Source organism: Aeromonas sp. FDAARGOS 1406, from assembly GCF_019048565.1.
Classification (GTDB): domain Bacteria; phylum Pseudomonadota; class Gammaproteobacteria; order Enterobacterales; family Aeromonadaceae; genus Aeromonas; species Aeromonas caviae.
Genome location: NZ_CP077378.1, coordinates 3,955,239 through 3,978,632, shown reverse-complemented (window position 1 = coordinate 3,978,632; position 23,394 = coordinate 3,955,239). Strand labels below are relative to the sequence as shown.

The 23,394-nt window shown below is 62.2% G+C and carries 20 protein-coding genes and 1 pseudogene; 9 read left to right on the top strand and 12 right to left on the bottom strand.

Annotated elements, in window-relative coordinates:
* Positions 1-5: 5 nt before the first annotated feature.
* The gene (locus tag I6L36_RS18830; RefSeq protein WP_216986784.1) at positions 6-1,292 is read right to left on the bottom strand and encodes a diguanylate cyclase; all 1,287 of its coding nucleotides are present in this window, start codon (positions 1,290-1,292) and stop codon (positions 6-8) included.
* A 283-nt stretch (positions 1,293-1,575) separates the two neighbouring features.
* Complete coding sequence (locus tag I6L36_RS18825) at positions 1,576-3,252, bottom strand: sigma-54-dependent Fis family transcriptional regulator (RefSeq protein WP_216986783.1); 1,677 nt, start codon at positions 3,250-3,252, stop codon at positions 1,576-1,578.
* A gap of 290 nt (positions 3,253-3,542) precedes the next feature.
* Here I6L36_RS18825 and I6L36_RS18820 point away from each other — a divergent pair, with 290 nt between their 5' ends.
* Positions 3,543-5,060 carry an aldehyde dehydrogenase family protein gene (locus I6L36_RS18820; protein WP_039039283.1) on the top strand — a complete coding sequence of 506 codons (1,518 nt, stop codon included), beginning with the start codon at positions 3,543-3,545 and terminating at the stop codon, positions 5,058-5,060.
* Between the two features lie 51 nt (positions 5,061-5,111).
* Here the strand turns inward: I6L36_RS18820 and I6L36_RS18815 are convergent, their stop codons facing one another.
* Positions 5,112-5,906: a helix-turn-helix transcriptional regulator gene (locus I6L36_RS18815; RefSeq protein ID WP_010673466.1), complete on the bottom strand. Its 795-nt coding sequence runs from the start codon at positions 5,904-5,906 to the stop codon at positions 5,112-5,114.
* A 96-nt stretch (positions 5,907-6,002) separates the two neighbouring features.
* On the opposite strand from I6L36_RS18815, the gene I6L36_RS18810 reads away from it, so the two are divergent.
* The gene (locus I6L36_RS18810; protein WP_010673465.1) at positions 6,003-6,890 is read left to right on the top strand and encodes a DMT family transporter; all 888 of its coding nucleotides are present in this window, start codon (positions 6,003-6,005) and stop codon (positions 6,888-6,890) included.
* 114 nt (positions 6,891-7,004) lie between these two features.
* Here the strand turns inward: I6L36_RS18810 and I6L36_RS18805 are convergent, their stop codons facing one another.
* Entirely contained in the window at positions 7,005-7,766 is a 762-nt protein-coding gene (locus tag I6L36_RS18805; protein WP_254203445.1) for an aldo/keto reductase, read from the bottom strand.
* A gap of 57 nt (positions 7,767-7,823) precedes the next feature.
* The gene (locus I6L36_RS22055; protein WP_254203444.1) at positions 7,824-7,988 is read right to left on the bottom strand and encodes a hypothetical protein; all 165 of its coding nucleotides are present in this window, start codon (positions 7,986-7,988) and stop codon (positions 7,824-7,826) included.
* Between the two features lie 99 nt (positions 7,989-8,087).
* Between I6L36_RS22055 and I6L36_RS18800 the strand changes: the two genes are divergently transcribed.
* Positions 8,088-8,996 (top strand): LysR family transcriptional regulator, encoded by a 909-nt coding sequence (locus I6L36_RS18800; protein ID WP_202044281.1) that lies wholly within the window; start codon positions 8,088-8,090, stop codon positions 8,994-8,996.
* 105 nt (positions 8,997-9,101) lie between these two features.
* Here I6L36_RS18800 and I6L36_RS18795 read toward each other — a convergent pair whose 3' ends face one another.
* Positions 9,102-9,794: a response regulator gene (locus I6L36_RS18795; protein ID WP_216986782.1), complete on the bottom strand. Its 693-nt coding sequence runs from the start codon at positions 9,792-9,794 to the stop codon at positions 9,102-9,104.
* Between the two features lie 3 nt (positions 9,795-9,797).
* Entirely contained in the window at positions 9,798-11,363 is a 1,566-nt protein-coding gene (locus tag I6L36_RS18790) for a sensor histidine kinase (protein ID WP_104451731.1), read from the bottom strand.
* 258 nt (positions 11,364-11,621) lie between these two features.
* Here I6L36_RS18790 and slyA point away from each other — a divergent pair, with 258 nt between their 5' ends.
* The 4 genes from slyA to I6L36_RS18770 all read left to right on the top strand — a co-directional run bounded on the left by slyA (position 11,622) and on the right by I6L36_RS18770 (position 14,734).
* A complete protein-coding gene (gene slyA, locus I6L36_RS18785) occupies positions 11,622-12,095 on the top strand; it encodes a transcriptional regulator SlyA (protein ID WP_010673459.1) in 474 nt (157 codons plus the stop codon).
* 1 nt (position 12,096) lies between these two features.
* Positions 12,097-13,152, top strand: a complete 1,056-nt coding sequence (locus I6L36_RS18780; RefSeq protein WP_103260631.1) for an HlyD family secretion protein — start codon at positions 12,097-12,099, stop codon at positions 13,150-13,152.
* Between the two features lie 10 nt (positions 13,153-13,162).
* Entirely contained in the window at positions 13,163-14,191 is a 1,029-nt protein-coding gene (locus I6L36_RS18775; protein WP_010673457.1) for a DUF2955 domain-containing protein, read from the top strand.
* Positions 14,192-14,374: 183 nt separating this feature from the next.
* Entirely contained in the window at positions 14,375-14,734 is a 360-nt protein-coding gene (locus I6L36_RS18770; protein WP_010673456.1) for an MliC family protein, read from the top strand.
* Between the two features lie 58 nt (positions 14,735-14,792).
* Here I6L36_RS18770 and I6L36_RS18765 read toward each other — a convergent pair whose 3' ends face one another.
* The 4 genes from I6L36_RS18765 to nrdD all read right to left on the bottom strand — a co-directional run bounded on the left by I6L36_RS18765 (position 14,793) and on the right by nrdD (position 18,291).
* Positions 14,793-15,173, bottom strand: a complete 381-nt coding sequence (locus I6L36_RS18765; protein ID WP_223931061.1) for an energy transducer TonB — start codon at positions 15,171-15,173, stop codon at positions 14,793-14,795.
* A gap of 147 nt (positions 15,174-15,320) precedes the next feature.
* Positions 15,321-15,491 (bottom strand): YqaE/Pmp3 family membrane protein, encoded by a 171-nt coding sequence (locus I6L36_RS18760; RefSeq protein ID WP_010673454.1) that lies wholly within the window; start codon positions 15,489-15,491, stop codon positions 15,321-15,323.
* A 63-nt stretch (positions 15,492-15,554) separates the two neighbouring features.
* Complete coding sequence (nrdG, locus tag I6L36_RS18755; RefSeq protein ID WP_048208156.1) at positions 15,555-16,064, bottom strand: anaerobic ribonucleoside-triphosphate reductase-activating protein; 510 nt, start codon at positions 16,062-16,064, stop codon at positions 15,555-15,557.
* A gap of 109 nt (positions 16,065-16,173) precedes the next feature.
* Entirely contained in the window at positions 16,174-18,291 is a 2,118-nt protein-coding gene (gene nrdD, locus I6L36_RS18750; RefSeq protein ID WP_216986781.1) for an anaerobic ribonucleoside-triphosphate reductase, read from the bottom strand.
* Positions 18,292-18,730: 439 nt separating this feature from the next.
* On the opposite strand from nrdD, the gene I6L36_RS18745 reads away from it, so the two are divergent.
* The gene (locus I6L36_RS18745; protein ID WP_202015905.1) at positions 18,731-19,699 is read left to right on the top strand and encodes an ABC transporter substrate-binding protein; all 969 of its coding nucleotides are present in this window, start codon (positions 18,731-18,733) and stop codon (positions 19,697-19,699) included.
* A gap of 57 nt (positions 19,700-19,756) precedes the next feature.
* On the opposite strand, the pseudogene I6L36_RS18740 reads toward I6L36_RS18745, so the two are convergent.
* Positions 19,757-20,623 (bottom strand): annotated as a pseudogene (locus I6L36_RS18740) (helix-hairpin-helix domain-containing protein); the annotation flags it as partial.
* Between the two features lie 278 nt (positions 20,624-20,901).
* On the opposite strand from I6L36_RS18740, the gene I6L36_RS18735 reads away from it, so the two are divergent.
* The gene (locus tag I6L36_RS18735; RefSeq protein ID WP_162540649.1) at positions 20,902-23,337 is read left to right on the top strand and encodes a hypothetical protein; all 2,436 of its coding nucleotides are present in this window, start codon (positions 20,902-20,904) and stop codon (positions 23,335-23,337) included.
* Positions 23,338-23,394 lie beyond the last annotated feature (57 nt).

The window sequence follows — 23,394 nt, the reverse complement described above, 5'->3', positions numbered from 1 at the left end:
CCGGATCAGTCGGGCGCCACCTCCACCCGGTTGCGACCATTCTGCTTGGCCTGATAGAGCGCCTCGTCGGCCCGCTTGAGCGCCTGCTCCAGGCTATCCTTGCGCCGCTCGGCCACCCCGAAGGAGGCGGTGATCCCGAGCCCCAGCGGCCAGTGCCTGTACCCCTCCAGCGCCCCTCTCAGCCGCTCCGCCAGGGCGGCGGCCCGTCCCTCGTCGTAATGGAGGCAGACCAGCACGAACTCCTCCCCGCCCCAGCGCACCAGTCGGCACAGGCTGTCGCAATGGCGCAGCAGCTCGCTCACCATGTGCTTGAGCACCTCGTCCCCCACCGGGTGGCCGTGACCGTCGTTGACCTCCTTGAAGTGATCGATGTCGATATAGATGAAGGAGAGCGGCATCTCGCCGAGCTCCCCGAGCAGCTTTTCGCCGCCGAGCCGATTGAGGGCCCCGGTCAGGGGATCGTAACGGGCCTCCTCCTCGGTACGCCGGTTCTGCTCGCACAGGCTCGCACTCAGGGCTTCAGCCGCGAGGCGCGCCTCCCTGGCCTTGCGCAGCCGATCCCCGAACATCAGGTTCTGGACCAGGAAGAGCAGCACGCCGTAGACAAGCCACCCCAGCAGCAGATAGCGATAGAAGTCCCCCGGCTTGCACCAGCGGCCATAGAACTCCAGCCGCTCGAGCCGCAACCGGTACTCCCCCGGCAACATCTTGTCATCGGAGGCGATCTCGATGGCGTAGACATGGTGCAGATCCGGCCCCTGCTGGACCAGCGGAATGTCGTACTGCTGCACCCACCAGGAGCTGGGGGCGAAGACGTTCAGGGGGACATCCTGCTCGCGGCCAAAATCCCTGGCGGTGAAGAGCACTTCGTTGAACTTGTGGGAACTCTCGTCTTCCCGCGTCGAGTAGACGGGATCGTAGTTGCGCAGATAAAGGCGCCAGGCCTGTACCCCCTGCCCTTCTACATCCAGCCTCACCCGCACCCCGGTGAAGCCGGAGAGATCCAGCCCCCGCTCGGGGTCGGTCAGGGTCAAAACCAGCTCGCAGAAAGGATAGGCATATTGGCTTCGCAGGGTGCACTGGATGGCGGGTCTGTCGCCCCCCTGACTCAGGGTGGCGACGGAGGAGCCCTTGTGGGCCCTGTCATCCTGGGCACGCACGGACAAACCGGCCTGGCTCAGGATGTCGAGCCGCCGCTCGGGTCCGAATTCGAATAACACCATGGCCAGCAGGCTCGCCGCCAGCAGGCACCAGAACAACAGCGTCGTCATGCGGGAATAGGAAGGGATCATCGGCATCACACCTGAAAAAGGGCTTTTACCCTACACCTTGACGCGCCGGACCGCGCTGATCCAGATCCAAGGTTATTACACGCGCCGCACCGGGCGCAGACGGGTGCCGACTAGCCGGCACGGGCCCCATGGGGCGCAAGCGGCATCGGCCAACCGCCGGGAGAGAGGCGGGGGGCCTCGTCGGTCGTAAGATGGATCATTGCGCACTCCCTGCGATGGAAACATAACGAAAAAACGTCCTTGCCTTCGCAGTCTACACAAGCGCTGGACGGCGCGACACCCTTCACCCCTCCTCCCGCAGCGCCCGATAGAGGGTGGTGCGACTGATGCCAAGACGGCGCGCCGCCTCGCTCACGTTGCCGCCGCACTCTGCCAGGGTCTGTTGCACCCGCTGCCGACTCTGCTCGCGCAGGGTACTCCCTCCCAAAGGTGAGCTCGCTCCCCCCGCCACGGCGGGCAGATGCAGATGGGCAGGTTCAATCCAGCCCTGCCCCTCTGCCAGTACACAGGCCACCTCCAGCGCCTGTTTGAGCTGGCGCACGTTGCCGGGCAGAGGATGGGCCAGCAACCGCTGCTCCGCCTCCCGGCTCAGTTGCAGTGCCGGGTCCATCTGGGCGAGCAGGTTCAGGATCAGCCCCTGACGCTCGGGCACCGACCAGGCCCGCAGGGGTGCCAGTTGCTGGCGCCAGCCGCAGATGCGGTAGTAGAGATCTTCGCGAAAGGTGCCGGCCGCCACCATGGCCGCCAGATCCCGATGGCTGGCGCTGACCAGCCAGAAGTCCACCGCCTCGGGTCTGTGGCTGCCTACCGGGGTGACAACGCGCTCCTGCAACACCCGCAGCAGCCGGGTCTGGGCCTGGAGCGGCAGCTCGCCAATTTCATCCAGCATCAGGATGCCGCCGTGGGCGGCGCGCAGATAGCCCTGGCTGCCCTGGCTGCGGGCACCGCTGAAGGCCCCCCCCACATAGCCGAACAGCTCGGCCTCCACCAGCTCCGCCGGCAAGGCGCCGCAGTTGACGCACACCAGAGGCCGCTCCCGACGGCTCGATCTGGCGTGCAGGGTGCGCACCAGGTGCTCCTTGCCGCTGCCGGTCTCCCCCTCGATGAGCAATGAGATGCCCCGCTCCAGCATCTTGAGCGGCACCTGCTGCGCCTGCGATCCCCCCTCCTCAACCGCGCTGGGCAGGGGGAGCCTGGCGGCGCGCTCCCCCGCCTCCGGCACCAATCGCAGCCCGCGGCGCTCGCGCAGCAGCTGCTTGCCGTCGAAGGGGTGCTGGCCGAGCCAGAGCCGACCGGCCCGGTTGGCCCCGAGCAGCTCGCCCCCTTCCCCCAGCAGCAGACGGGCAGACCAGAGGCTCTGGGGATCGAGATCCACCAGCCAGCCCGGCTGGCGGGCCAGCAGGGCGTTTTCCAGGGTCATGGCCAGGAGGCGCACCGTGCCCAGCATGTCGCCGCCGTGGTGGGCCGCATCGGTGGAGATGTCGAGCACGCCGAGCAGTTGCCCGTCCGGCCCGAGCAGGGGGCAGGCGCTGCAACTGAGAAAACTGTGCTGGGCGAAGAAGTGCTGCGCCCCCAGCACCTGCACCTCGTTCTGCTCGGCCAGCGCGGTGCCGATGGCGTTGGTGCCCTTGCTCGCCTCCCCCCAGCGGGCGCCGCTGCGCAAAAAAATGCGCTCGGCATGGCGGGCAAACCGGTCGTCTCCGCTCACCGCGAGGATGGCCCCCTCGCCGTCACACAGCAGCAGACGACAGGGTCTGCCCGCCAGCAACTGGCCAAAGAGCGGCAGCACGAAGCGCTGGAAGCAGGCGATGAGCGTCCTGTGCTGCTCCTGGCGAGCCGACAGCTCCCCCTGGGGCAGCAAGTCCAGCTCGGCGCTCTGCTGGCGGCTCAGCCCCTGATGCAGGCAGCGCTCCCAGGAGCGCTGGATTGGGCTGGCACCGGATTGAGGCAACTCGCTCATCACACCTCCTTCTACACACTCGCGAATAGGGCCGCCTTGGGGGAGCGCCTTCATCACGTCTCCTGTTCACAAACGGCACAGTGTCACACCCGATGTTCAGAAACGGCACAGTTCGGGGGCCGTCCTGGGGGGCACTGGTTAACCAAGATACCCCTTGGCACCCCGTTTGATAACGTTTTTGCAACCTTTTTGTGTAGAGCGCCACCCGCTGGCACGCCCCTTGCGATGACAGGAAGCAACCGGACTGCCCGCCAGGCCGGTCAGGACCACACACACATAAGGATGATGAGATGATTTATACCGCTCCCGGTCAGGCAGGTGCCCTGGTCAGCTTCAAATCCCGTTATGACAACTTCATCGGTGGCGACTGGGTGGCGCCGCGCGCCGGCCGCTATTTCGAGAACATCTCGCCGGTGGATGGCCGGGTGTTCTGCGAGGTGGCCCGCTCCGACGCCGCCGACATCGAGCTCGCCCTGGACGCGGCCCACAAGGCGTTCGCCAGCTGGAGCAAGACCAGCGTCACCGAGCGCAGCAATCTGCTGCTGCGCATCGCCGATCGCATCGAACAGAACATCGAGCGGCTTGCCGTCGCCGAGACCTGGGAGAACGGCAAGGCGGTGCGCGAGACCCTGGCCGCCGACCTGCCCCTGGTGGTGGATCACTTCCGCTACTTCGCCGGCTGCATCCGCGCCCAGGAGGGCTCCGCCGCCGAGCTGGACCAGAACACCGTCAGCTACCACTTCAAGGAGCCCATCGGCGTGGTCGGCCAGATCATCCCGTGGAACTTCCCCCTGCTGATGGCCGCCTGGAAGCTGGCCCCGGTACTGGCGGCCGGCTGCTGCAGCGTGCTCAAGCCCGCCGAGCAGACCCCGGTCACCATCATGCTGATGATGGATCTCATCAAGGACATCCTGCCCCCTGGCGTAGTCAACGTGGTCAACGGCTTCGGCGCCGAGGCGGGCCAGGCGCTCGCCACCAGCAACCGGATCCAGAAGCTGGCGTTTACCGGCTCCACCGAGGTGGGCGCCCATATCCTGCGCTGCGCCGCCGACAAGCTGATCCCCTCCACCGTGGAGCTCGGTGGCAAGTCCCCCAACATCTACTTCGCCGATGTGATGCAGCACGAGAGCAGCTACATCGACAAGGCGGTGGAAGGGATGCTGATGACCTTCTTCAACCAGGGGGAGGTGTGTACCTGCCCCTCCCGCGCTCTGGTGCAGGCCAGCATCTATGACGACTTCATGGACCGGGTGCTGGCCCGCGCCCGCACCATAGTGCAGGGCAACCCCCTCGACACCACGACCCAGGTGGGGGCCCAGGCGTCCCGCGAGCAGTTCGACAAGATCCTGAGCTACATGGAGATCGGCCGCGGCGAAGGGGCCAAGATGCTGCTGGGCGGCGGTCCGGCCAAGGTGAGCGGACTGGAGGGGGGCTTCTACATCCAGCCCACCATCTTCTCGGGCCAGAACAAGATGCGGGTGTTCCAGGAGGAGATCTTCGGGCCGGCGCTCGGGGTCACCACCTTCAAGGACGAGGCGGATGCCCTGGCCATTGCCAACGACACCCAGTACGGGCTGGGGGCGGGCCTGTGGACCCGGGACAGCAATCTGGCCTGGCGCATGGGGCGCGGCATCCAGGCCGGCCGGGTCTGGGTCAACTGCTACCACGCCTACCCGGCCCACGCGGCCTTCGGCGGCTACAAGAAGTCGGGGATCGGTCGCGAGACCCACAAGATGATGCTGGACCACTACCAGAACACCAAGAACCTGCTGGTGAGCCACGACATCAACCCCCTCGGCTTCTTCTAAGCCAATCCCGTGATCCACAAGGGCGCCTGCGGGCGCCCTTTTTCATGCGGTTCAGGCCACGGGTTGGCCCAGTTGCTGGCGATAGCGCTGGGGGGCGCAGCCCTGTTCCCGCTGGAACATGGCGATGAAGGCCGAGGTGGAGGCGTAACCGAGGCGCCAGGCGATCTCCTGCACCGGCATCTCGCCCCGCAGCCAGTCCAGCGCCTTCACCAGCCGCAGCCGGGTACGCCACTGGCCGAGGCTCATGCCAAGCTCCTTCTGGCAGCGCCGCGCCAGGGTGCGCTCCGTGGTGTGCAGCGCCCTGGCCCACTCCACCAGCGTGCGGTTGTCCTCCGGCGCCGCCTGCAATGCCGCCAGCAAGGGGGCCAGCAGGCGATCCCGGCTCTGGGGCAGGTAGCTCGGCTGGCAACGGGTGCGGGCCAGCTTCTCGATGAAGAGTTCACCTTGACGGGCATCCCACTCATCCTCCATGTGCCCGACCCGGCGCTGGGTGAAGTCCTCCAGCAGGGCCCGCAGCAAGGGGGTGAGCGCCAGCAGCTGGGGTTCCCGTGGCAGGCGCGGTGCCAGGGCGTGGCTCACGTAGATGGAGGTGTAATCCAGGGTCTGCTCGTTGAAGGCGGTGTGGGGAAGGTCCGCCGGCACCCAGATGAGGTAGTCCGGGGGCGCCACCAGCCGCTCTCCCCCCACCTCCACCACCATGACCCCCAGGCTGATGAGGCTGAGCTGACCCCAGGGGTGGGCGTGCTCGGCGCAGGCGTTGCCCCCCTGGATCTGGCTGTAGCGAAAGTAGAGGGGGTTGGGGTCGGCCAGCAGGCGATCCTGCTCGGCCAGGGTGAGGGTGCCCATGCAGATTGTCCCAAAGCGGTTATGACATGTCTTATTTACGCTACTTGCCTCGTTCAAGACAAGGCTAGACTCTCCCCATCGTACCAAGGAGTGCCTATGCCTTTTCTCTTCCCCCTGCTCGCCATCCTGATCTGGGCCGCCAATACCGTGGTCTCCAAGGCCGCCGCCGGCGTGCTGGATCCCGCCGCCATCTCCTTCTATCGCTGGGTGATCGCCGCCCTCGCGCTCTCCCCCTTCTGCCTGCCGCAGCTCTGGCGCCGCCGGGCCGACATCCGCCCCTGGCTCGGCAAGCTGCTGGTGCTCTCCCTGCTCGGCATGGTGCTCTACCAGTGCCTCGCCTACTACGCCGCCCACAGCACCTCGGCCACCAACATGGGGGTCATCGGCTCCCTGCTACCCCTGCTCACCCTGCTCATCGGGGCCTGCTGCTTTGGCCAGAAGCCGGGCAAGCAGGCGCTGCTCGGCATGAGCCTCTCCCTGTTCGGGGTGCTCTGGCTGCTGGGTCAGGGCAACCCCCTGGCACTGCTGCACAGCGGCATCAACCCGGGCGACGGCATGATGCTGCTGGGGGCGGCCAGCTATGCCCTCTATGGCCTCTTGATCCGCCGCTGGCAACTGCCGTTCGGCCCCTGGCTCAACCTCTACCTGCAGATCCTGCTGGCGGTGCTGCTGCTCATCCCGGTGGCCCTCTCTGCCGACTCCCTGGCCATTCCCGCCCAGGGCTGGAGCATGGTGCTGTTCGCCGGCCTCGCCTCCTCCATCTTCGCCGCCTACTGCTGGATGCGCGGCCTCGCCACCCTGGGGGCGGAGCGCACTTCGGTCTTCATGAACCTGATGCCCCTGTGCACGGCCCTCATCGCCGTCATCACCCTGGGGGAGCCCATCCACGGCTATCACCTGCTGGGGGGCGGCCTCATCCTGACCGGGGTCATGCTCTCCCAGCTCAAGCCGAGGGTACGCCGTCCTCTGCCGGAAGGGGCCTGAGCCCGCCAGCACCATGAAAGAAGGGAGCCTCGGCTCCCTTTGTCATTTTCCCGCCCAGGTGGTGCCCTCAACGGAGCGAGCAGGCCAACCCGGGGCGGGCTGAGTGCGGGCCGCTCATGCGCTCACCCCCTTCATCCCCTCCGGGGTGTAGCGCTCCCCCGCCACCGGCAGGGTCCGGACGGCCTGTCCCAGGGCCCCGAGTTCTGCAGGGGAGAGGCGCACCGAGAGGGCGCCGAGGTTATCCTCAAGGTGGGTCAGGCGCCGGGTGCTGGGGATGGGCACTATCCCCTCCCATTGCGCCAGCAGCCAGGCCAGGGCTATCTGCGCCGCCGAGCATCCCTTCTGCTGCGCCAGGGCCATGACCGCCTGCACCAGGGTGCGGTTGGTGGCGAGGTTTTCCCCCTGAAACCGCGGCAGGCCGGCCCGAAAATCCCCCTCCTCAAACACCGCCTCCTGCTGGTAGCGCCCGGTCAGAAACCCGCGCCCCAGGGGGGAGTAGGCCACCAGACCAATCCCCAGCTCCCGGCAGGCGGGCAGCACCGCCGCCTCCACCTCCCGCGTCCAGAGGGAGTATTCGGTCTGCACCGCCGCCACCGGGTGCACGGCATGGGCGCGCCTCAGGGTGGCCTCGCTCACCTCGCACAGACCGATGCGGGCTATCTTGCCCTCCTGTACCAGCTGCGCCAGCCCGGCCATGGTCTCCTCGACGGGATGGGCCGGATCGAGGCGGTGCACATAGTAGAGATCGATCTGCTCGATGCCGAGGCGGCGCAGGGAGCCCTCGCAGCTCTGGCGCGCATAGCGGGCGCTGTTGTCGAGGGTACGCCTGTACTCCCTGTGCTGGCGCACGATGCCAAACTTGGTGGCGACCTTCACCTGCCCCCGCCGGGTCGCGAGAAAACGCCCGATCAGCGCCTCGTTGTGGTGGGGGCCTTACATGTCGGCGGTGTCGAGCAGGTCGATGCCCCGCTCCACCGCCTCCGCCAGCACCCGCAAGGACGTCTCATCGTCCCGCGGCCCGTAGAATTCGCTCATCCCCATGCAGCCCAGCCCCAGTGCAGAGACCTGCAGATTGGCTCCCAGTGTTCGTCGTTGCATCGCATTTTCTCCCTGACAAGTTGCAGGGGAGTATGGTCTTCCGAAAATGAATGAGATATAGAGATAACTGGCAACCTATCTTCCGATTATGGAAACACTATGCACGATCCCCTGCTCTGGGACGACGCCCGCGTCTTCCTGGCCATCGCCCGCAGCGGCACCCTGAGCGGTGCCGCCCACGCCCTTCGCATGGGGGTGGCCACCGTCTCCCGGCGCCTGGACCGGCTGGAGGCGGCCCTCGGCCTGCCCCTGTTCAGCCGCCACCAGCAGGGCTATCGCCTGACCGACGACGGGGAGGCCCTGCTTGAGCGAGCCGAGGCGCTGGAACATGCGGGGCTGGCCTTTGGCGAGGCGGGGCAGTTGCAGGGACAGGTGGCCGGCACCGTGCGCCTCGCCACCGCCGAGAACCTGGCCAATCCCCTCATCATCCCCTCCCTGCCGACGCTCTTTGCCCAGCACCCCGAGCTGAGGGTGGAGCTGGTCACCGGGGTGCAGACGGTGAACCTGCACCGGCGCGATGCCGATCTCGCGGTGCGCATGGTCAAGCCCGATGCCGGCCACCTCACCCTGCGGCGCCTGGGCACCCTGGGCTTTGGCCTCTACGGGACCGGCGCCTACCTGGATGCCCGCAGCCCCGGGGTGGATGCCGCCAGCTTCGATCAGGATGACTTCATCGGCTGGAACGAAACCCAGAGCCACCTGCCCGCCGCCAGATGGATGACCCGCATGCTGCGCGGCCGTCCCTGCCGGGTGGAGACCGGCACCCTGGCAGCCCAGCTCGCCGCCGCCCAGGCCGGTCTGGGGCTCGCGGTGCTGCCCCACTACCTAGCCCGCCAGACGGATCTGGTCTGCCTGCTGCCGGAGCTCGGGGTGGATCAGCCCATCTGGCTGGTGCTCCACAGCGATCTCGCCCACTCCCGGCGGGTGCGGGCCGTGGCGGATCACCTCATCGCCCTGTTCGAGCGCGCCCGCTCCGCCCTGCACCCCTTCTCGGGCGACCCCAGATAGAGGGGCCGGGTCGCATCGGGGCAAAACAAAAGGGAGCTCAAAGGCTCCCTTTTATCTGCGCAGCATGGTGTGCGCGGCCTCTTCGGCGTTGTGCCCACGACGGGGTCACGACTCCCGGCGCCAGTGGTAACGCCGCTCCGGGCGGCCACGCTGGCCGTAGTTGAGCTCCACGTCCAGCCGATCTTCTGACTCCAGAAACTCCAGGTAGCGGCGGGCCGTGGTGCGACTCAGGGAGAGGCGCAGGGCCACGGTGTCGGTGGAGAAGGTGTTGTCCGGCTCCCCCGCCAGCAGATCCAGCACCTGTCGCAGGGTGATGCCGTCGATCCCCTTGGGGGTCTCCCGCGCCTCCCGACCCTGGTTGCGCGCCTTGCCCATCAGGCGGTCCAGGTCGCTCTGGGCCAGCTCCCCCGGCTCGCACAGGCGGCGATGCAGGACCAGGATCTCCTCCAGGCTCTGCTGGATGCGAAACAGCCGCAGCGGCTTGATGACGTAGTCCTGCACGCCCAGGTTGAGGGCCTGCTGTATGGTCTCCACGTCGCAGGAGGCGGTCACCATCATCACCATCACCTCCCGGTTGTGGCTGCGCAGCCGGCTCACCCACTCCAGGCCCGAGCCATCGGGCAGGGAGATGTCGACCATCAGCAAGCGGGGCTCGCTCCCCGCCATCAGGCGATCCGCCTCGGCCAGGGTACCGGCCCGCCCCATCAGGGAGAACCCGGCCGTGGAGGAGACCAGCTCCCCCAACATGGCGCCTATCCGCTCGTCATCCTCGATAATCAGCGTGAAGATTGGCTTCATGACTTACACCAATTGGTTTTTATTCAAATAGATACCGAACAGGGTCGTCTGCTCGGCGGTGCGGCGCCATTCTATCACGCCCCCCCGCCTGGCCACCGTCTTCTTGACCAGGAAGAGGCCGACCCCGTGATCCCCGGTCTGGCGGCTGACACCGTAGTCGAACAGGTGATCCGCCAGCGCCTCGTCCACCCCCTCGCCACTGTCCTCCACCTCGATCACCAGCCGCCGCCCCAGATCATCGAGGGAGAGCAGCACCCTGGGCGCGGCGTGCTCGCGGTTCCCCCAGGCGGCGCGAATGCCGTTGTCCAGCAGGTTGCCGATGCAGGTGATGAGATCCGCCGACACCTCGGCCGGATACTCCCCGAGGGCCGACCCCGCATCCAACACCAGCTCCACCCCCAGCTCCCGCGCCCGGCTGAACTTGCCGAGGATGAGCCCGGCCACCGGCTTGTTCTCGATGACCCGCAGCAGATCCTGCAACATGTTCTGGCAGGCTTCGTTCTCCTGCTGGATGAGGTCTACCGCCTGATCCACGTGGCCGAGCTGGAGCAGACCGGAGAGGCTGCTGAGCTTGTTGGCGAATTCATGGGTCTGGATGCGCAGCATCTCGCCGTACTGGCGCAGGTGGGTCACCTGCATGCCCAGGCTGCCGGTGCCGTCTGGCCGGCTGAAGATGAGCATGCGCCCCGGCTCGCGACCGCTGAGCTCCTGCCAGTGGCCGACGAAGTCATCCCCCTGCACGGTGAACCTGACCGCCCCCCCTTGCTGCAACGTGGGCACGAGGCCGGGGGCCAGCTCCGCCAGGGAGCGGCCCAGCAGGGCGTGGCGCCCGGTGCCGGGCAGTCGCAACTGATAGAAGGCGGCGCTGTTGAGCATGGTGATCCTGTGCTGGTTGTCCAGGGACACTATCCCCTCCGAGATCCCCTCCAGCACCAGATCCTGCTGGGCGAAGCGATTGGCGATGGTCTCCGGCTCCAGATCCAGCAGGGTGCGGCGCAGCAGGTGCTGCACCCAGAGCGCCAGCAGCAGGCCGCACCCCAGCACCGCTGCAATGGCGCCGACCAGCAGGGCGATCCGCTCCTGATAGGTGCCCTCCACGGTGCGCATCAGATAACCCACCGCCACCGCGCCGATGGCCTGGCCATCGGGCCCCACCACGGGAGCGAAGCAGCGGATGGCGGGGCCCAGGGTGCCCACGTCCCGGGAGCAGTAGCTCTCGCGCGACTGGAGCGCAGGCCAGATGTCCTCCCCCCGGAAGGTCTGGCCCACCAGCTCGGGCGAGGGGTGGCTCAGGCGCCTGGCATGTTCGTCGGTCACCACCATGTAGGCGGCATCGGTGCGGCTGCAGATCCCCTGCACATAATCCCGCAGCCCGGGATCGCTCCCCTTCTCCAGGGCCTGGACCACTCGGCTGTCCGCCGCCAGCACCCGGGCCAGATCGCTCCCCTTCTCCTTCAGGTTGTTCTCCAGCAGGTGGCGCATGAAGAGGGCGAGCAGACAGCCCAGGATCAGGATCAGCAGCAGTGACAAGCCAAGCGAGAGGGTGACTAGCTGGTGGCGCAGTTTCATCGTTCAACCTTGCAGCGGACGGGAAAGCCCAGGGTGAGGGTGTCCCCCGGCCGGGTCAATGGCCAGCCTGGCGCACCTCAAAGGTGACCACTCTAGCGCCTCCTCCGGCCGCTGTCGGTTAGCTGGCCCGCAAAGCCATATAAAAACTTAAACACCACGGCCCGGGCAAAAAACCTGAACGTGAGCTGTATCACACTATTTACTTAGCCTGCGAAATAAATATAATGCTTCGCAAGCTAAGTAATTGAGGTGCCAGTCATGAAAAAGGATCTGGAGATGTTGCGAGAACTCTCCCTCGCCGAGCAGCTGGGGCGATTGCACCGGCTCTGGCGCACCGTGGCCGATCTCGAGCTGGCGCCTCTGGGGCTCACCCATCCCCGCTGGACCGCCCTGTGGAAACTCAGCCGCCTCGGCGGCCACCTCAGCCAGAAGACCCTGGCCGAGGCCCTGGAGATAGAGCTCCCCTCACTGATGCGGACCCTGGGTCAGCTCGAGGAGCAGGGGCTGATCGAGCGCCATTGTTGCAGCCAGGACAAGCGGGCCCGCATCGTCACCCTGACCCCGGCGGGCAAGGCGCTGCTCGATCAGATCGAGGGCCGCATCATCGCCGTGCGCCGGGAACTGCTCACCGGCATCAGCCAGCAGGAGCTGGCCCAGTTTGAAGACATTGTGCACCGCATCTCCGCCAACGCCCTCGGCAAGATAGCCGCACAGCATGAAGAGAGAGAATAAGATGACACCGGATCAACAATTCAAGCGCTGGATAAAGTGGGCCATCGCCTGCTTCGTCCTGGTGTTTGGCTACTTTCTGCTGGCCGACATCAAGATGCCCCTGACCCCCCAGGCCATGGCCACCCGGGTCGTCACCCGGATGGCCCCCCAGGTCAGCGGCAAGGTGGTCGAAGTCGCCGTCGCCAACAACCAGCACGTCAAGCAGGGGGATCTGCTGTTCGCCCTCGACCCGGAACCCTTCCAGCTCGCCGTGGATCAGGCCAGGCTCGCCCTGGATCAGGCCAGGCAGCAGAACCGCCAGCTGGACGCGACCCTGACCGCCTATGAGGCGGAGTACAGCTCGCTGCGCACCCAGGCCGACCAGAAACAGCGGGAAGCGGCGCGCATCGACGCCCTCTACCGCCGTCACATGGTCTCTGAACAGCAGAAAGATGACGCCGACAGCGCCGCCCGCACCGCCCGTGCCAACCTGCTCGGCAGCCAGGCCCGGGTAGAGCAGGCCCGCGTTAACCGCGGCTTGCCAGGGGAAGACAACCTGCTGCTGCGCCAGGCCCGCAACCGCCTCGCCCAGGCCGAGCTCAACCTCGCCTACAGCCGGGTTCATGCGAGCCAGGACGGCATCATCACCAATTTGCAGCTCAAGCCTGGCAGCGTGGCCAATGCGGGCTCCCCCCTGCTGGCCCTGGTCTCCGAGCAGGTGGACGTGATCGCCGATTTTCGCGAGAAGAGCCTGCGCCACGTCAGCGCCGGCAGTCAGGCCCTCGTCGCCTTCGACGGCGAGCCCGGTCGTCTCTATCCGGCCCGCGTCGCCAGCCTGGATGCCGGGGTCAGCGCCGGCCAGTTTGACGCCAACGGCCAGCTTGCGAACCCCGTCGAGTCCGATCGCTGGGTGCGCGATGCCCAGCGCCTGCGCCTGCACCTGACCCTGGAGCAACTGCCCGCCCACCTGCCGGCCGGGGCCCGCGCCACGGTGCAGTTGCTGCCGGACAACACCCTGACCGGGCTGCTGGCCCGCGGCCAGATCCGTCTGCTCAGCCTGCTGCACTACATCTATTGAGATGACGACCATGAACCTGTGGCACAGACCCCTCACCCCCAACGAACTGCGCCAGTGTCTGCGCATCGCCTTTGGCTGTACCCTGGGGTTTGTGCTGTGCAAGATCTTCGGCTGGAGCAACGGGGTCTTCTTCACCGTCACCCCGGTGCTGCTGCTCGGCCTGGTGCCGGTGATGAACGGTCACGCCGCCCGCCAGCTCATCGCCTCCGCCGCCATGTGCGGTCTGGAAGTGGGGCTGCTCGGCGGTCTGTTCGGCGGCCACCCGGGGCTCATGACCCCCCTGGTCTTTTTGCTCTTCCTCTACCGTTTCGCCGCCATGTCCCGGGGCAGCCTGTTCCTGTTCGGTGCCAACGGGGTGCTCAGCCTCAGCATCATGCTGCACTTTGCCAGCTACCCCGGGATTGATCTGAACGACCTCATCTTCAGCAACCTCTGGGCCAGCGTCCTGTCGGTGCTCATCGCCTATCTGATGACGGCCCTCATTCCGGACGTGGAGGAGCGACCCAGGCCGGCCCCCTCCCCCAAGGCGCCGCACCGGATGCGACACGAAGCCCTGCTGGGGGCGTCCATCGCGACCCTCTCGTTCCTGGTGTTCCAGATCTTCGATCTGCGCGACTCCATGTCCGCCCAGGCCACCACCCTGCTGCTGCTCTTCCCCATGCACTGGAACGGCGCCCTGGACTATGCCCGCAAGCGGGCCATGGGCACCCTGCTGGGGGTGAGTTTCGGCATCCTGGGGCAGCTGGTGCTCTATGACTGGTCCGGCTTGCTGCTGCTGGTGACCCCGGTGCTCTGGCTCGGCGCCATGCTGTTCAGCTATGCCCATGTGAAGGAGGCGAGCGGCTCCGGAGTCGGCTTCGGTGCCCTCACCACCCTCGGCATCCTGTTCGGCCAGTACCTGACCCCGGGTAACGACCTGGTGTTCAGCGCCCTCTATCGGGTGAGCAGCATCCTCTTTGCCATCGTGGTCACCCTGCTCGCCTGCTACCTCATCCACCGGCTGCTCAATCGCTTCGAGGCGACACGGTTCGGCCACTGACCCTTTTCTGCAGCCATTGGACGGCTCCCTTTCGCCCCGCTTGCCTGCCGGGGCGTTTTTTTTCCTGCCCCACGGACCAGAGGGAGACGGACGCATCCCGACGCAGGGCTCCTGCCACGAGGTTGCAGTTGTGCCTCATCCTGTTAGGCTCAAGGCCATATGACACCGTTGTGAGGATCAAACATGAAACACGCCAAGCTCTTTCTACTGGGGGCGGGCGCCATCACCCTGCTCGGCGGCTGCGATCTGGGCAGCGGCAAGCTGGGAGTGACCGGCGGCGATCCCGTCACCTATCTGTGTGAACAGAACCAGAAAGTGCAGGTTCGCTACTTCTCCCTCTCGGACGAGAGCCTGAACTTCGTCAAGCTCTCCCTCCCCGATGGCAAGGATTACACCCTGCCTCAGGCGGTTTCCGCCTCCGGCGCACGCTATACCGACGATCACGAGGTGGTCTGGTGGAACAAGGGCAAGGAGGGGTTCGTCGAGATGCGCGATGACGCCGGGGAGTGGCAGAGCCGCTACAACGACTGCAAGGAGCAGTGATCCGCGCCGTCATGGCACACCGCCCACACGAAACACCCCGGCCTGGCCGGGGTGTTTGTCATTTCACTTCCACTTCGAATCGGGCCACAACCCGAGCCGGAATGGCTTGCTGATTCTGCTCCGATGGCCGGTAGCGCAGCTGCGCCAGCCCGGAGATGGCGATGAGATCCAGCACGCCGGGCGGCTGGGACTCCAGTACCTCTGGGCTGAACAACGTGCCATTGGAATCGATGAGGTAGCGAAGGGTCACATACCCCTTGACCGGCCTCTTCGCCGGCAGCCCCCCGACCGGGTTAAAACTGATGGCATCCCCCACCAGCACCCAGTATTCGGGCAGCGTTTCCCAGGTGACATCCACCGGAGGCTGATTCAGCTTGGCGGTGGGGCTGGCACAGCCCCCGAGCAGGGCCAGGGCGGCCCACAGCAACAACCCTTTCACTCGCACTCGACATTCCCTCTTCGTTGTATCGCTCGACTCCATGAGCGACGCGCCAGTGTCAGGCAAAGGGGCTCATCCGGGAAGCCCCCATCTGGCAGGCAAAAAAAAAGCCAACCCCGGAGGGCTGGCCTTGTGATCTCTCACGGCTCAGGCGCGCTTGTCGCTTACCACCAGCCAGAGGGCATGAACCATGCCGGGCAGACCGCCCAGCAGGGTCAGCACTATGTTGATGAGGAAATGGAGGCTGAAGCCTACCTGGATAAAGGCGCAGACCGGGGGGAGAAAGATGGCCAGCAGGATCTTGAGCAGATTGTTCATCTCATGGTTCCTCATGAAAGATGTCTCGTGATTCGGATGGGCTAACCATAAACATCCCTGGCCTCAACTGCAAACCAGACAGGGGATCCGCTCTCCTCCTTTCCGCCAGGCGTTGAGGTCGTGAACCATCTGGTTGCTGCTGCCACGCCAGAGCAGACCGGGATCCGCCAGGGCCTTCTCGAACCTGCCATCCACCAGCACGTCCAGCAAGGCCACCAGCTCCCGCTGGGCCGGGCTGAGATCGGCCAGCAGATAGCCGGTCCAGCACCAGATGTCCTTGCCGGGGCACTCGGTTCGCACCCGCTTCACCAGCGCCAGCACATGCGGCACGTTGGCGGGGTGGAGCGGATCGCCGCCGGAGAGCGACAGTCCGCGCCGCTTGATGCGGCTGTCGTTGAGATCGTGAATGATGCGATCGCTCATCGCCTCATCGAACGGCTTGCCCCCATCGAGCCGCCAGGTGCTCTGGTTGTAGCAACCTGGGCACTGGTGCTCGCAACCCGACACGAACAGGGTGGCGCGGGTGCCGGGGCCGTTGATCACATCGACCGGGTAGTACTGGTGGTAGTGCATTCGAGTTCTCTGGGTTAACGGCCAACCCCCTCCCAACCTCCCCCCTTCGAAAGGGGGAGGAGCTTCTTTACCCCCTCCCCTGCCAAGGGGAGGGGTGGGGTCTGCTCGCTTACATATGCTTGACGCGGCGTTTGACCTCTTCCTGCTTGCCCGCATTGAAGGGGCGCGCATCCGGGCTGCCGAGGTAGCCGCACACCCGGCGGGTCACCGACACCTTGGCCGGGTCATGGTTGCCGCAGCGCGGGCAGGTGAAGCCCTTGGAGGTGCACTCGAACTCGCCGGTGAAGCCGCAGTCGTAGCACTCGTCGATGGGGGTGTTGGTCCCGTAATAGGGCACCTTGTCATAGCTGTAGTCCCAGACGTTCTCCAGCGCCTCCAGGTTGTGCTGGATGTTGGGGTACTCGCCGTAGCAGATGAAGCCGCCGCTGGCGATGGGCGGATAGGGCGCCTCGAAGTCCAGCTTGTCGTAGGGGTTCACCTGCTTCTCCACGTCCAGGTGGAAGCTGTTGGTGTAGTAGCCCTTGTCGGTCACCCCTGCCACCACGCCAAACTCCTTGGCATCGATGCGGCAAAAACGGGTGCAGAGGTTCTCGCTCGGGGTGGAGTAGAGGCTGAAGCCGTAGCCGGTCTCCTCCTTCCACTCGTCGGTGGCCGCCTTGAGCCGCGCGATGATGGCGATGGCCTTCTGGCGCAGGGTCTCGCTGTCGAACAGGTGGACGTCGGTGCCATAGAGGGCGTTGATGGTCTCGTGTACCCCGATGTAACCCAGCGAAATGGAGGCGCGGCCATGTTTGAAGATCTCGCTGATGTTGTCATCAGCCTTGAGGCGCACCCCGCAGGCCCCCTCCATGTAGAGGATGGGAGCGACCCGGGCCTTGACCCCGTCCAGGCGCTTGATGCGGTACATGAGCGCTGTCTTGGCCACCCGCAGGGCGGCGTCCAGCTTGTCCCAGAAGTCCGCTTCATCGCGGGATTTCAGGGCAATGCGCGGCAGGTTGAGGCTCACGACCCCTAAGTTGTTGCGCCCCTCGTGGAGCAGCTCGCCATTCTCCTCGTAGGCACCGAGGAAGGAGCGGCACCCCATGGGGGTCTTGAAGGAGCCGGTCACTTTGACCACCTGGTCGTGGTTGAGGATGTCCGGGTACATCCGCTTGGAGGCGCACTCCAGCGCCAGCTGCTTGATGTCGTAGTTGGGATCCCCCTGCTTGTGGTTCAGGCCATCCTTGATGGCGAACACCAGTTTCGGGAAGACGGCGGTCTTCCTGTTCTTGCCAAGGCCGGCGATGCGGTTGCCAAGGATGGCGCGCTGGATGAGGCGCGATTCCCAACTGTCCCCCAGGCCAAAGCCGAAGGTGACGAACGGCGTCTGACCGTTGGCGGTGTGCAGGGTATTGACCTCGTATTCGAGGGACTGGAAGGCGTCGTGGCACTCCTTCTCGGTGCGGGCCATGGCATAGGCATCCACGTCCCGGATCCCCCACTCCTCGGCCACCTCCCGGTGCTTGTGCCAGCTGATGGCCACATAGGGTGCCAGCACCTCGTCGATGCGGTTGATGGTGGTGCCGCCATAGATGTGGCTCGCCACCTGGGCGATGATCTGGGCGGTCACCGCAGTGGCGGTGCTGATGGATTTGGGAGTGTCTATCTCCGCGTTGCCCATCTTGAAGCCGTGGGTCAGCATCCCCTGCAGATCGATCAGCATGCAGTTGAACATGGGAAAGAAGGGTGAGTAGTCGAGATCGTGGAAGTGCAGGTCGCCGCTCTCGTGGGCCTGCACCACGTCACGGGGCAGCATGTGACTGATGGCGTAATGCTTGGCGACAATGCCCGCCAGCAGGTCACGCTGGGTCGGGATCACCTTGGAGTCCTTGTTGGCGTTCTCGTTGAGCAGGGCCGCGTTGGTCTGCTCCACCAGGCCGCGGATCTCCTGGGCCAGGCGACCCCGGGCCTCGCGAGCCTGATCACGGTCGTGACGGTATTCGATGTAGGCACGGGCGATGGCCTTGTCGTCGGAGGCCATCAGGTGGTTCTCGACCCGGTTCTGGATCTCGTGGATGTCTACCTCCCCTCGCCCCTCCAGCTCCTGGCTGACAGCGGCGGCAATGCGCTCTGCCAGCGCCGGACTGGCCTGATTGACCGCTGCCGCCGCTCGGCTGACCGCATCGCGGATCAGTTGGCCATTGAATGGTGCACGACATCCATCGCGTTTGATCACTACCGGTTTCATCGATTTTCCCCGTATTGAAAGACCTGGTGGCCACCCTCGGCTCACCCTCGTTGAGTCCCCTTCTCCACGCCCGTCCCCGGCGCAAACAAGGTCAGCCAAGGCTTGAAACACCTGGGCTGACACTGAGAGGGCGACCACTTATGCACAGCTTTATGACACTATATATGGGTGTTTTTTTTATGCTTGCCCCTATATGTGGGGTCTATTAGGCACCAAAGCGGTACCCTGTTTCTTGATCCAGAACAGGTTTTGGAAGGAGTGGGGCAGTTCACGACCAGCGCCAAAAGGCGCTCTTTCTGCTCACCCCAGACGGGATGCGGGCTCCCGCCCGGCAAGGGATAAAAAGAGAGGGGCACGCCTTCCGACAACAATTGACCGAGGCGCCAGAGAGCGGGAGAGCACATACTGGGGAACAGTCTGTCCCTTGCGGAAAACACACGTGACCAAGGTCTTGCTCCTGCTCTCCCTCCTCTCCCTCCCGCTGCTGGCCGCCGAGATCCTGGTGATCAGCAGCTATCACCAGAGCAACCAGTGGGATCAAAGCTACAGTGCCGGCCTAGAGAAACACCTCAAGCAGGCGCATCACCTCGGCTATCTCTATCTGGACACCAAGCGCCAGCCCGGCCAGACCCGTGACGAACTGCTCGCCAAGGGAATGGCCGCCTACCGGACCCACCAGCCGGCGCTGGTGATCCTGGGGGATGACAACGCCATCAACGCCCTCGCCCGACCCATCGCCGCCCGGGGAACGCCCGTGGTGTTTCTCGGGATGAACGAGAATCCGCGCCCCAAGGGGCTGGTCGGCCACCCCCTGATCACCGGCGTACTGGAACGCCCCCTGCTCAAGCGCAGCATCAGCGAGATGAGTCAGTTGATGGGAGGACTGGAGCGCGCCCTGGTGCTGTTTGACGAAAGCGAGGTGTCCCGCACCGCCGTCGCCCACGAGTTCAAGGGGCGAGGCGAGCTGACGATCGGTCAGACCCGGGTCAGCAGCCGCCAGTTCACCGACTATGGACACTGGCAGGAGGCAGTGCTCGCCAGCCGGGAAAACGGCTATCAGGCGCTCTTCCTCGGCCTCTACCACACTCTCACCGACGCGCAGGGCCAGCATGTAAGCGAGCAACAGGTACTGGCATGGACCAGCGCCAACAGTCCGGTGCCACTGTTCTGCTTCTGGGCCTTTGCGGTGGGCAGGGGAGCCGCCATCGGCGGTCTGGTGCTCGACGGCCACAGCCAGGGAGAGAGAGCCGCCGAACTGGCCAATGCCATCCTCTCGGGCACGGCGCCCGGCGCCCTCTCCCCCCGCGCCGCATCCCGCGGGGAATATCTGTTCAGCAAGAGCGAACTGGCACGCTGGCACCTGACGGCTCCCGATGCCTGGCAGGACAAGGTGAGCTACATCGAGTGAGCCCACCAACGACAAACCCGGCCAGTGGGCCGGGTTTGTCTGCTCAAACGTGCATTCTCAGGGCTGAATGGCCGCCTGCAACTCGGCCTCGGTCCAGATGGTGATCCCCAACTCCTGGGCCTTGGCGAGCTTGGAGCCTGCCGCCTCCCCCGCTACCAGCACGTCGGTCTTGGCCGACACCGAGCCCGCCACCTTGGCCCCCAGGGCCTGCAGCGCCGCCTTGGCGTCGTTGCGGGACAAAGCGGTGAGGGTGCCGGTCAGCACGAAGGTCTTGCCGGCAAAAGGTTGATCGCTTGCCTCTTTCTTCTCGATGGCCGGCCAGTGGATACCGGCGGCCAACAGGGCGTCGAGCACCTCGATGTTGTGGGGCTGGCGCAGGAAGTAGTAGACGTGCTTGGCCACTATGTCCCCCACGTCGGCCACCTCGAGCAACTGCTCCACGGTCGCCGCGCGCAGGGCCTCCAGGGTGAGGAAGTGGTTTGCCAGATTCAGCGCCGTCGCCTCCCCCACCTCGCGAATGCCCAGGGCAAACAGGAAGCGCGGCAGGGTGGTGCTGCGGGCCGCATCGATGGCCGCCACCAGATTGAGGGCGGATTTTTGCCCCATCCGCTCGAGGCCGGCCAACTGGATGGCGTTGAGGCTGAACAGATCCGCCGGGGTCTTCACCAGCCCCTTGTCCACCAGCTGCTCCACTATCTTGTCACCCAGACCATCCACGTCCATGGCGCGGCGGGCGGCGAAATGCTTGATCGCCTCCTTGCGCTGGGCCTCGCAGAACAGGCCGCCGGAGCAGCGGGTCACCGCCTCCCCCTCCAGCCGCTCCACCGCCGAGCCGCACACCGGGCACTGGGTGGGGAAGAGGATCGCGCGAGCATCCGCGGGGCGCTGGGCCTCCACCACGGCCACTATCTGCGGGATCACGTCCAAGTGTCACCTCACACCTTTCACTTCATTTAGAAAAAATCAGCATTTTCGGGCTTGCAGAGCCAAAAACGGACTACGCTTTCTATGTGAAACTTTCATCTAGGGCAGTATTCATCGTGTCGAGCAAGCGAATCGAGGCTATCTACACATACTTGGGGACGCATCTTAGCGATGAAATTATTCTATGGCTTAAAACGTTCAACAGCACAGTGTCAAATGACCATGCCAATTGGCTACTACGGGTCATGTTGGTATCCGTTACGGGTTATGGAGATACATTGAATTCAAAAAACGCCATTAACATTCATGAATTCATAGAAATGTATTGCGTTATTGCAAGCCATAAACATAGCTTCATAGTTGCTAATAATTATATTCGCACATTGAAAAAATTCATTCGCTTCATGAAGGAAAATGAAGCGTTTTCAGGGCAGCCTCTTAATGAACTAGAGTTAACACTAGGAAAAATAATAACAGAGGGTACATTTCAAAATTACAGATCGCAGAGTCTACCCGACCATCAATTAGAACGTTTCAATTTTGACATTAAACTGCCATCTAGCACGGATGAAAAAATTTATCCTGGGCTGCCTACTCACCTAGAAACAATACGTCCCCACCTTAATAGCGACATATATGAACTGATATCATCATTTATACATTCATGCAGTTTTGCAAATCAGCAAGTGCTGTCCATAAATCTAGCGAGATACATAAATCCTTTACAGAGTAGTTTAAATGAAAAAAATTTATCAGAACTAGTAGAAACGCTTGGCTATATTATTTCGCATACTACGACCTACACAAAGTCCTTACATGTCTTTAATAAATTGCTGTTCACATATTCAAATTTATTTAAATATCTGGTTGACAATAACTATTTTGAAGAGAATATTTTAACCGCTATAACTCCAATTTTAAAAAAAATGGATGAAGCTCAATATACCTTATGCAAAAATAAAATCTTACCCTCATCCTTCCTGATTAAAACGACAAAAATACAAGGTAGCAATGATGAATTCAATGACATATTGTCTTCAACCTGCCCTCCTGACATTGCACAACGAATCAAAGAACACGTAAATTCCTTCAAGATCGTAAAACATCATAGAGAGCCTATTGGAGCATTTCTTAAACACATATCATCAATAAGTAGCAAGTGGTATCAACAACCCAACGTAATACAGGGTGAACTGGCGACCTTTAGGGGAGATTTGCTTAACCGCCTTCAAAGAAACACTGCGTACATGAAATTTCAAAACGTTAAAAACTGCATTTTAGTCCTAATTGAACATGGTTTATTACCTAATAGCATTGATCTTCCAAACAACTTACGCAGGGATACTAATACAGAAAAAATAAGAGATGACAATCCGATAATTTCAAAAATCAACATATATGAAGAAAACTTATTGGAACATGCCGTTGATTCAAAATCTTTTCTAGAACAGGTAGAGAAAGAAATTAAAAATAATATTCAAGCTCTCTTATCATACGCAAAAAAAATCGTTTATGAGTCATACAAAAAATTTTGTGATACTCCAAGTTTAATCGCTATAAGCAACTATGGGAAAGAAACTGAAAGTAATACTCAATCTGCACGAGCTAAAAATAACGCATTCAGTCAACACAACCCTCTAAGGTTAGAAAACTCTGTTGCATATTTCTCTCAAAACTACCATAAGTTAATCCAAGGCACAAAAGGAAATGAAACAAACGAGGTTATTCTTCAAGAAGATGCTTTGCAATACCTAGGTCTAACTATCCTTACAGCATCAGCTATGCAGATTATTATTACAGAAGAGCTGGGTATTAACCCTTACTCCCTCTACACCATGAAAGCATTTGCTACTAATCATGGATTAGAGTTTATGCAGGTAGATGATGATGGTAGTGTTAGAGTAAGGACTATAAAACCACGGGCTAGACATGCACGAACTAAAAAAGCAATTGGTGATTTAACTCCTATAGCTAAAGTTAAAGCTCAAGATATTGACGCATCCATTTGTCTTAAAATGGCTATGGAAATGACTGAAAATGCGCGTAATGTTGCGCTTGATCACAGCCTGTGGCTATGCATGACGATTAGAGGAATATCAAAGTGTAGAGCTGATGATTTTCAACGTGGCTTCAAGCAGATTCGAAACCATGTTACAAGTGAAAGCAATATAGATGTAATTAATGATGCCACCTTAAAAAAAGTAAGAGTATCTAAAGGAATACTAATCTACCTACAGTCACATGGTGATGCACTACGTACAGCGACATATTTTGGTAATACTGTTAAAACAACTTTAAATAGATACATACCAAAGTATCTAACAGAGTTAATTTACAGGGTAAAGATCCGTTCATTCCAAAGAATATTATTGTTTATGGCTATAGCTAATAACGACCACCCCTTCGAATCAGTTCACCTCAGCGAGAGTAAATTCAAGAATCAGCTTGCAAGTGCATTTTCTAACCCTGAAATGGGCGGGGAATTGTTCAATAGCCTGACAGCAAAACCTAGTAATGATGAACGTGAACAATCAGTATATTTCTGTGTTTCAGAAAAAAATCTAAAGTTAGCGATTGTTTATGCTAGAGAAGGAGAGGATGAGCACCTAAAGAAACTATGCTCAGATGTTATAAGTATGGTGTCCACCTCTAATACACCTTTAAAAATCATGTTGCGAAATGCTCATAAATCAATAGAGCAAGAGAGTTCATAAATGAAGAGTAAAGTATCACCAATAAAGGAATTGGTAGACCCAGAAAAAATTCAAGCT

What these genes read in the sequence shown, in the direction of transcription:
- I6L36_RS18825 (WP_216986783.1), bottom strand. Translation starts at nt 3,252, where the DNA reads ATGAGCGAGTTGCCTCAATCCGGTGCCAGCCCAATCCAGCGCTCCTGG.
- I6L36_RS18770 (WP_010673456.1), top strand. Translation starts at nt 14,375, where the DNA reads ATGAAACACGCCAAGCTCTTTCTACTGGGGGCGGGCGCCATCACCCTG.
- I6L36_RS18820 (WP_039039283.1), top strand. Translation starts at nt 3,543, where the DNA reads ATGATTTATACCGCTCCCGGTCAGGCAGGTGCCCTGGTCAGCTTCAAA.
- slyA (WP_010673459.1), top strand. Translation starts at nt 11,622, where the DNA reads ATGAAAAAGGATCTGGAGATGTTGCGAGAACTCTCCCTCGCCGAGCAG.
- I6L36_RS18790 (WP_104451731.1), bottom strand. Translation starts at nt 11,363, where the DNA reads ATGAAACTGCGCCACCAGCTAGTCACCCTCTCGCTTGGCTTGTCACTG.
- nrdD (WP_216986781.1), bottom strand. Translation starts at nt 18,291, where the DNA reads ATGAAACCGGTAGTGATCAAACGCGATGGATGTCGTGCACCATTCAAT.
- I6L36_RS18830 (WP_216986784.1), bottom strand. Translation starts at nt 1,292, where the DNA reads ATGATCCCTTCCTATTCCCGCATGACGACGCTGTTGTTCTGGTGCCTG.
- nrdG (WP_048208156.1), bottom strand. Translation starts at nt 16,064, where the DNA reads ATGCACTACCACCAGTACTACCCGGTCGATGTGATCAACGGCCCCGGC.
- I6L36_RS18810 (WP_010673465.1), top strand. Translation starts at nt 6,003, where the DNA reads ATGCCTTTTCTCTTCCCCCTGCTCGCCATCCTGATCTGGGCCGCCAAT.
- I6L36_RS18760 (WP_010673454.1), bottom strand. Translation starts at nt 15,491, where the DNA reads ATGAACAATCTGCTCAAGATCCTGCTGGCCATCTTTCTCCCCCCGGTC.
- I6L36_RS18775 (WP_010673457.1), top strand. Translation starts at nt 13,163, where the DNA reads ATGAACCTGTGGCACAGACCCCTCACCCCCAACGAACTGCGCCAGTGT.
- I6L36_RS18795 (WP_216986782.1), bottom strand. Translation starts at nt 9,794, where the DNA reads ATGAAGCCAATCTTCACGCTGATTATCGAGGATGACGAGCGGATAGGC.
- I6L36_RS18780 (WP_103260631.1), top strand. Translation starts at nt 12,097, where the DNA reads ATGACACCGGATCAACAATTCAAGCGCTGGATAAAGTGGGCCATCGCC.
- I6L36_RS18800 (WP_202044281.1), top strand. Translation starts at nt 8,088, where the DNA reads ATGCACGATCCCCTGCTCTGGGACGACGCCCGCGTCTTCCTGGCCATC.
- I6L36_RS22055 (WP_254203444.1), bottom strand. Translation starts at nt 7,988, where the DNA reads ATGCAACGACGAACACTGGGAGCCAATCTGCAGGTCTCTGCACTGGGG.
- I6L36_RS18815 (WP_010673466.1), bottom strand. Translation starts at nt 5,906, where the DNA reads ATGGGCACCCTCACCCTGGCCGAGCAGGATCGCCTGCTGGCCGACCCC.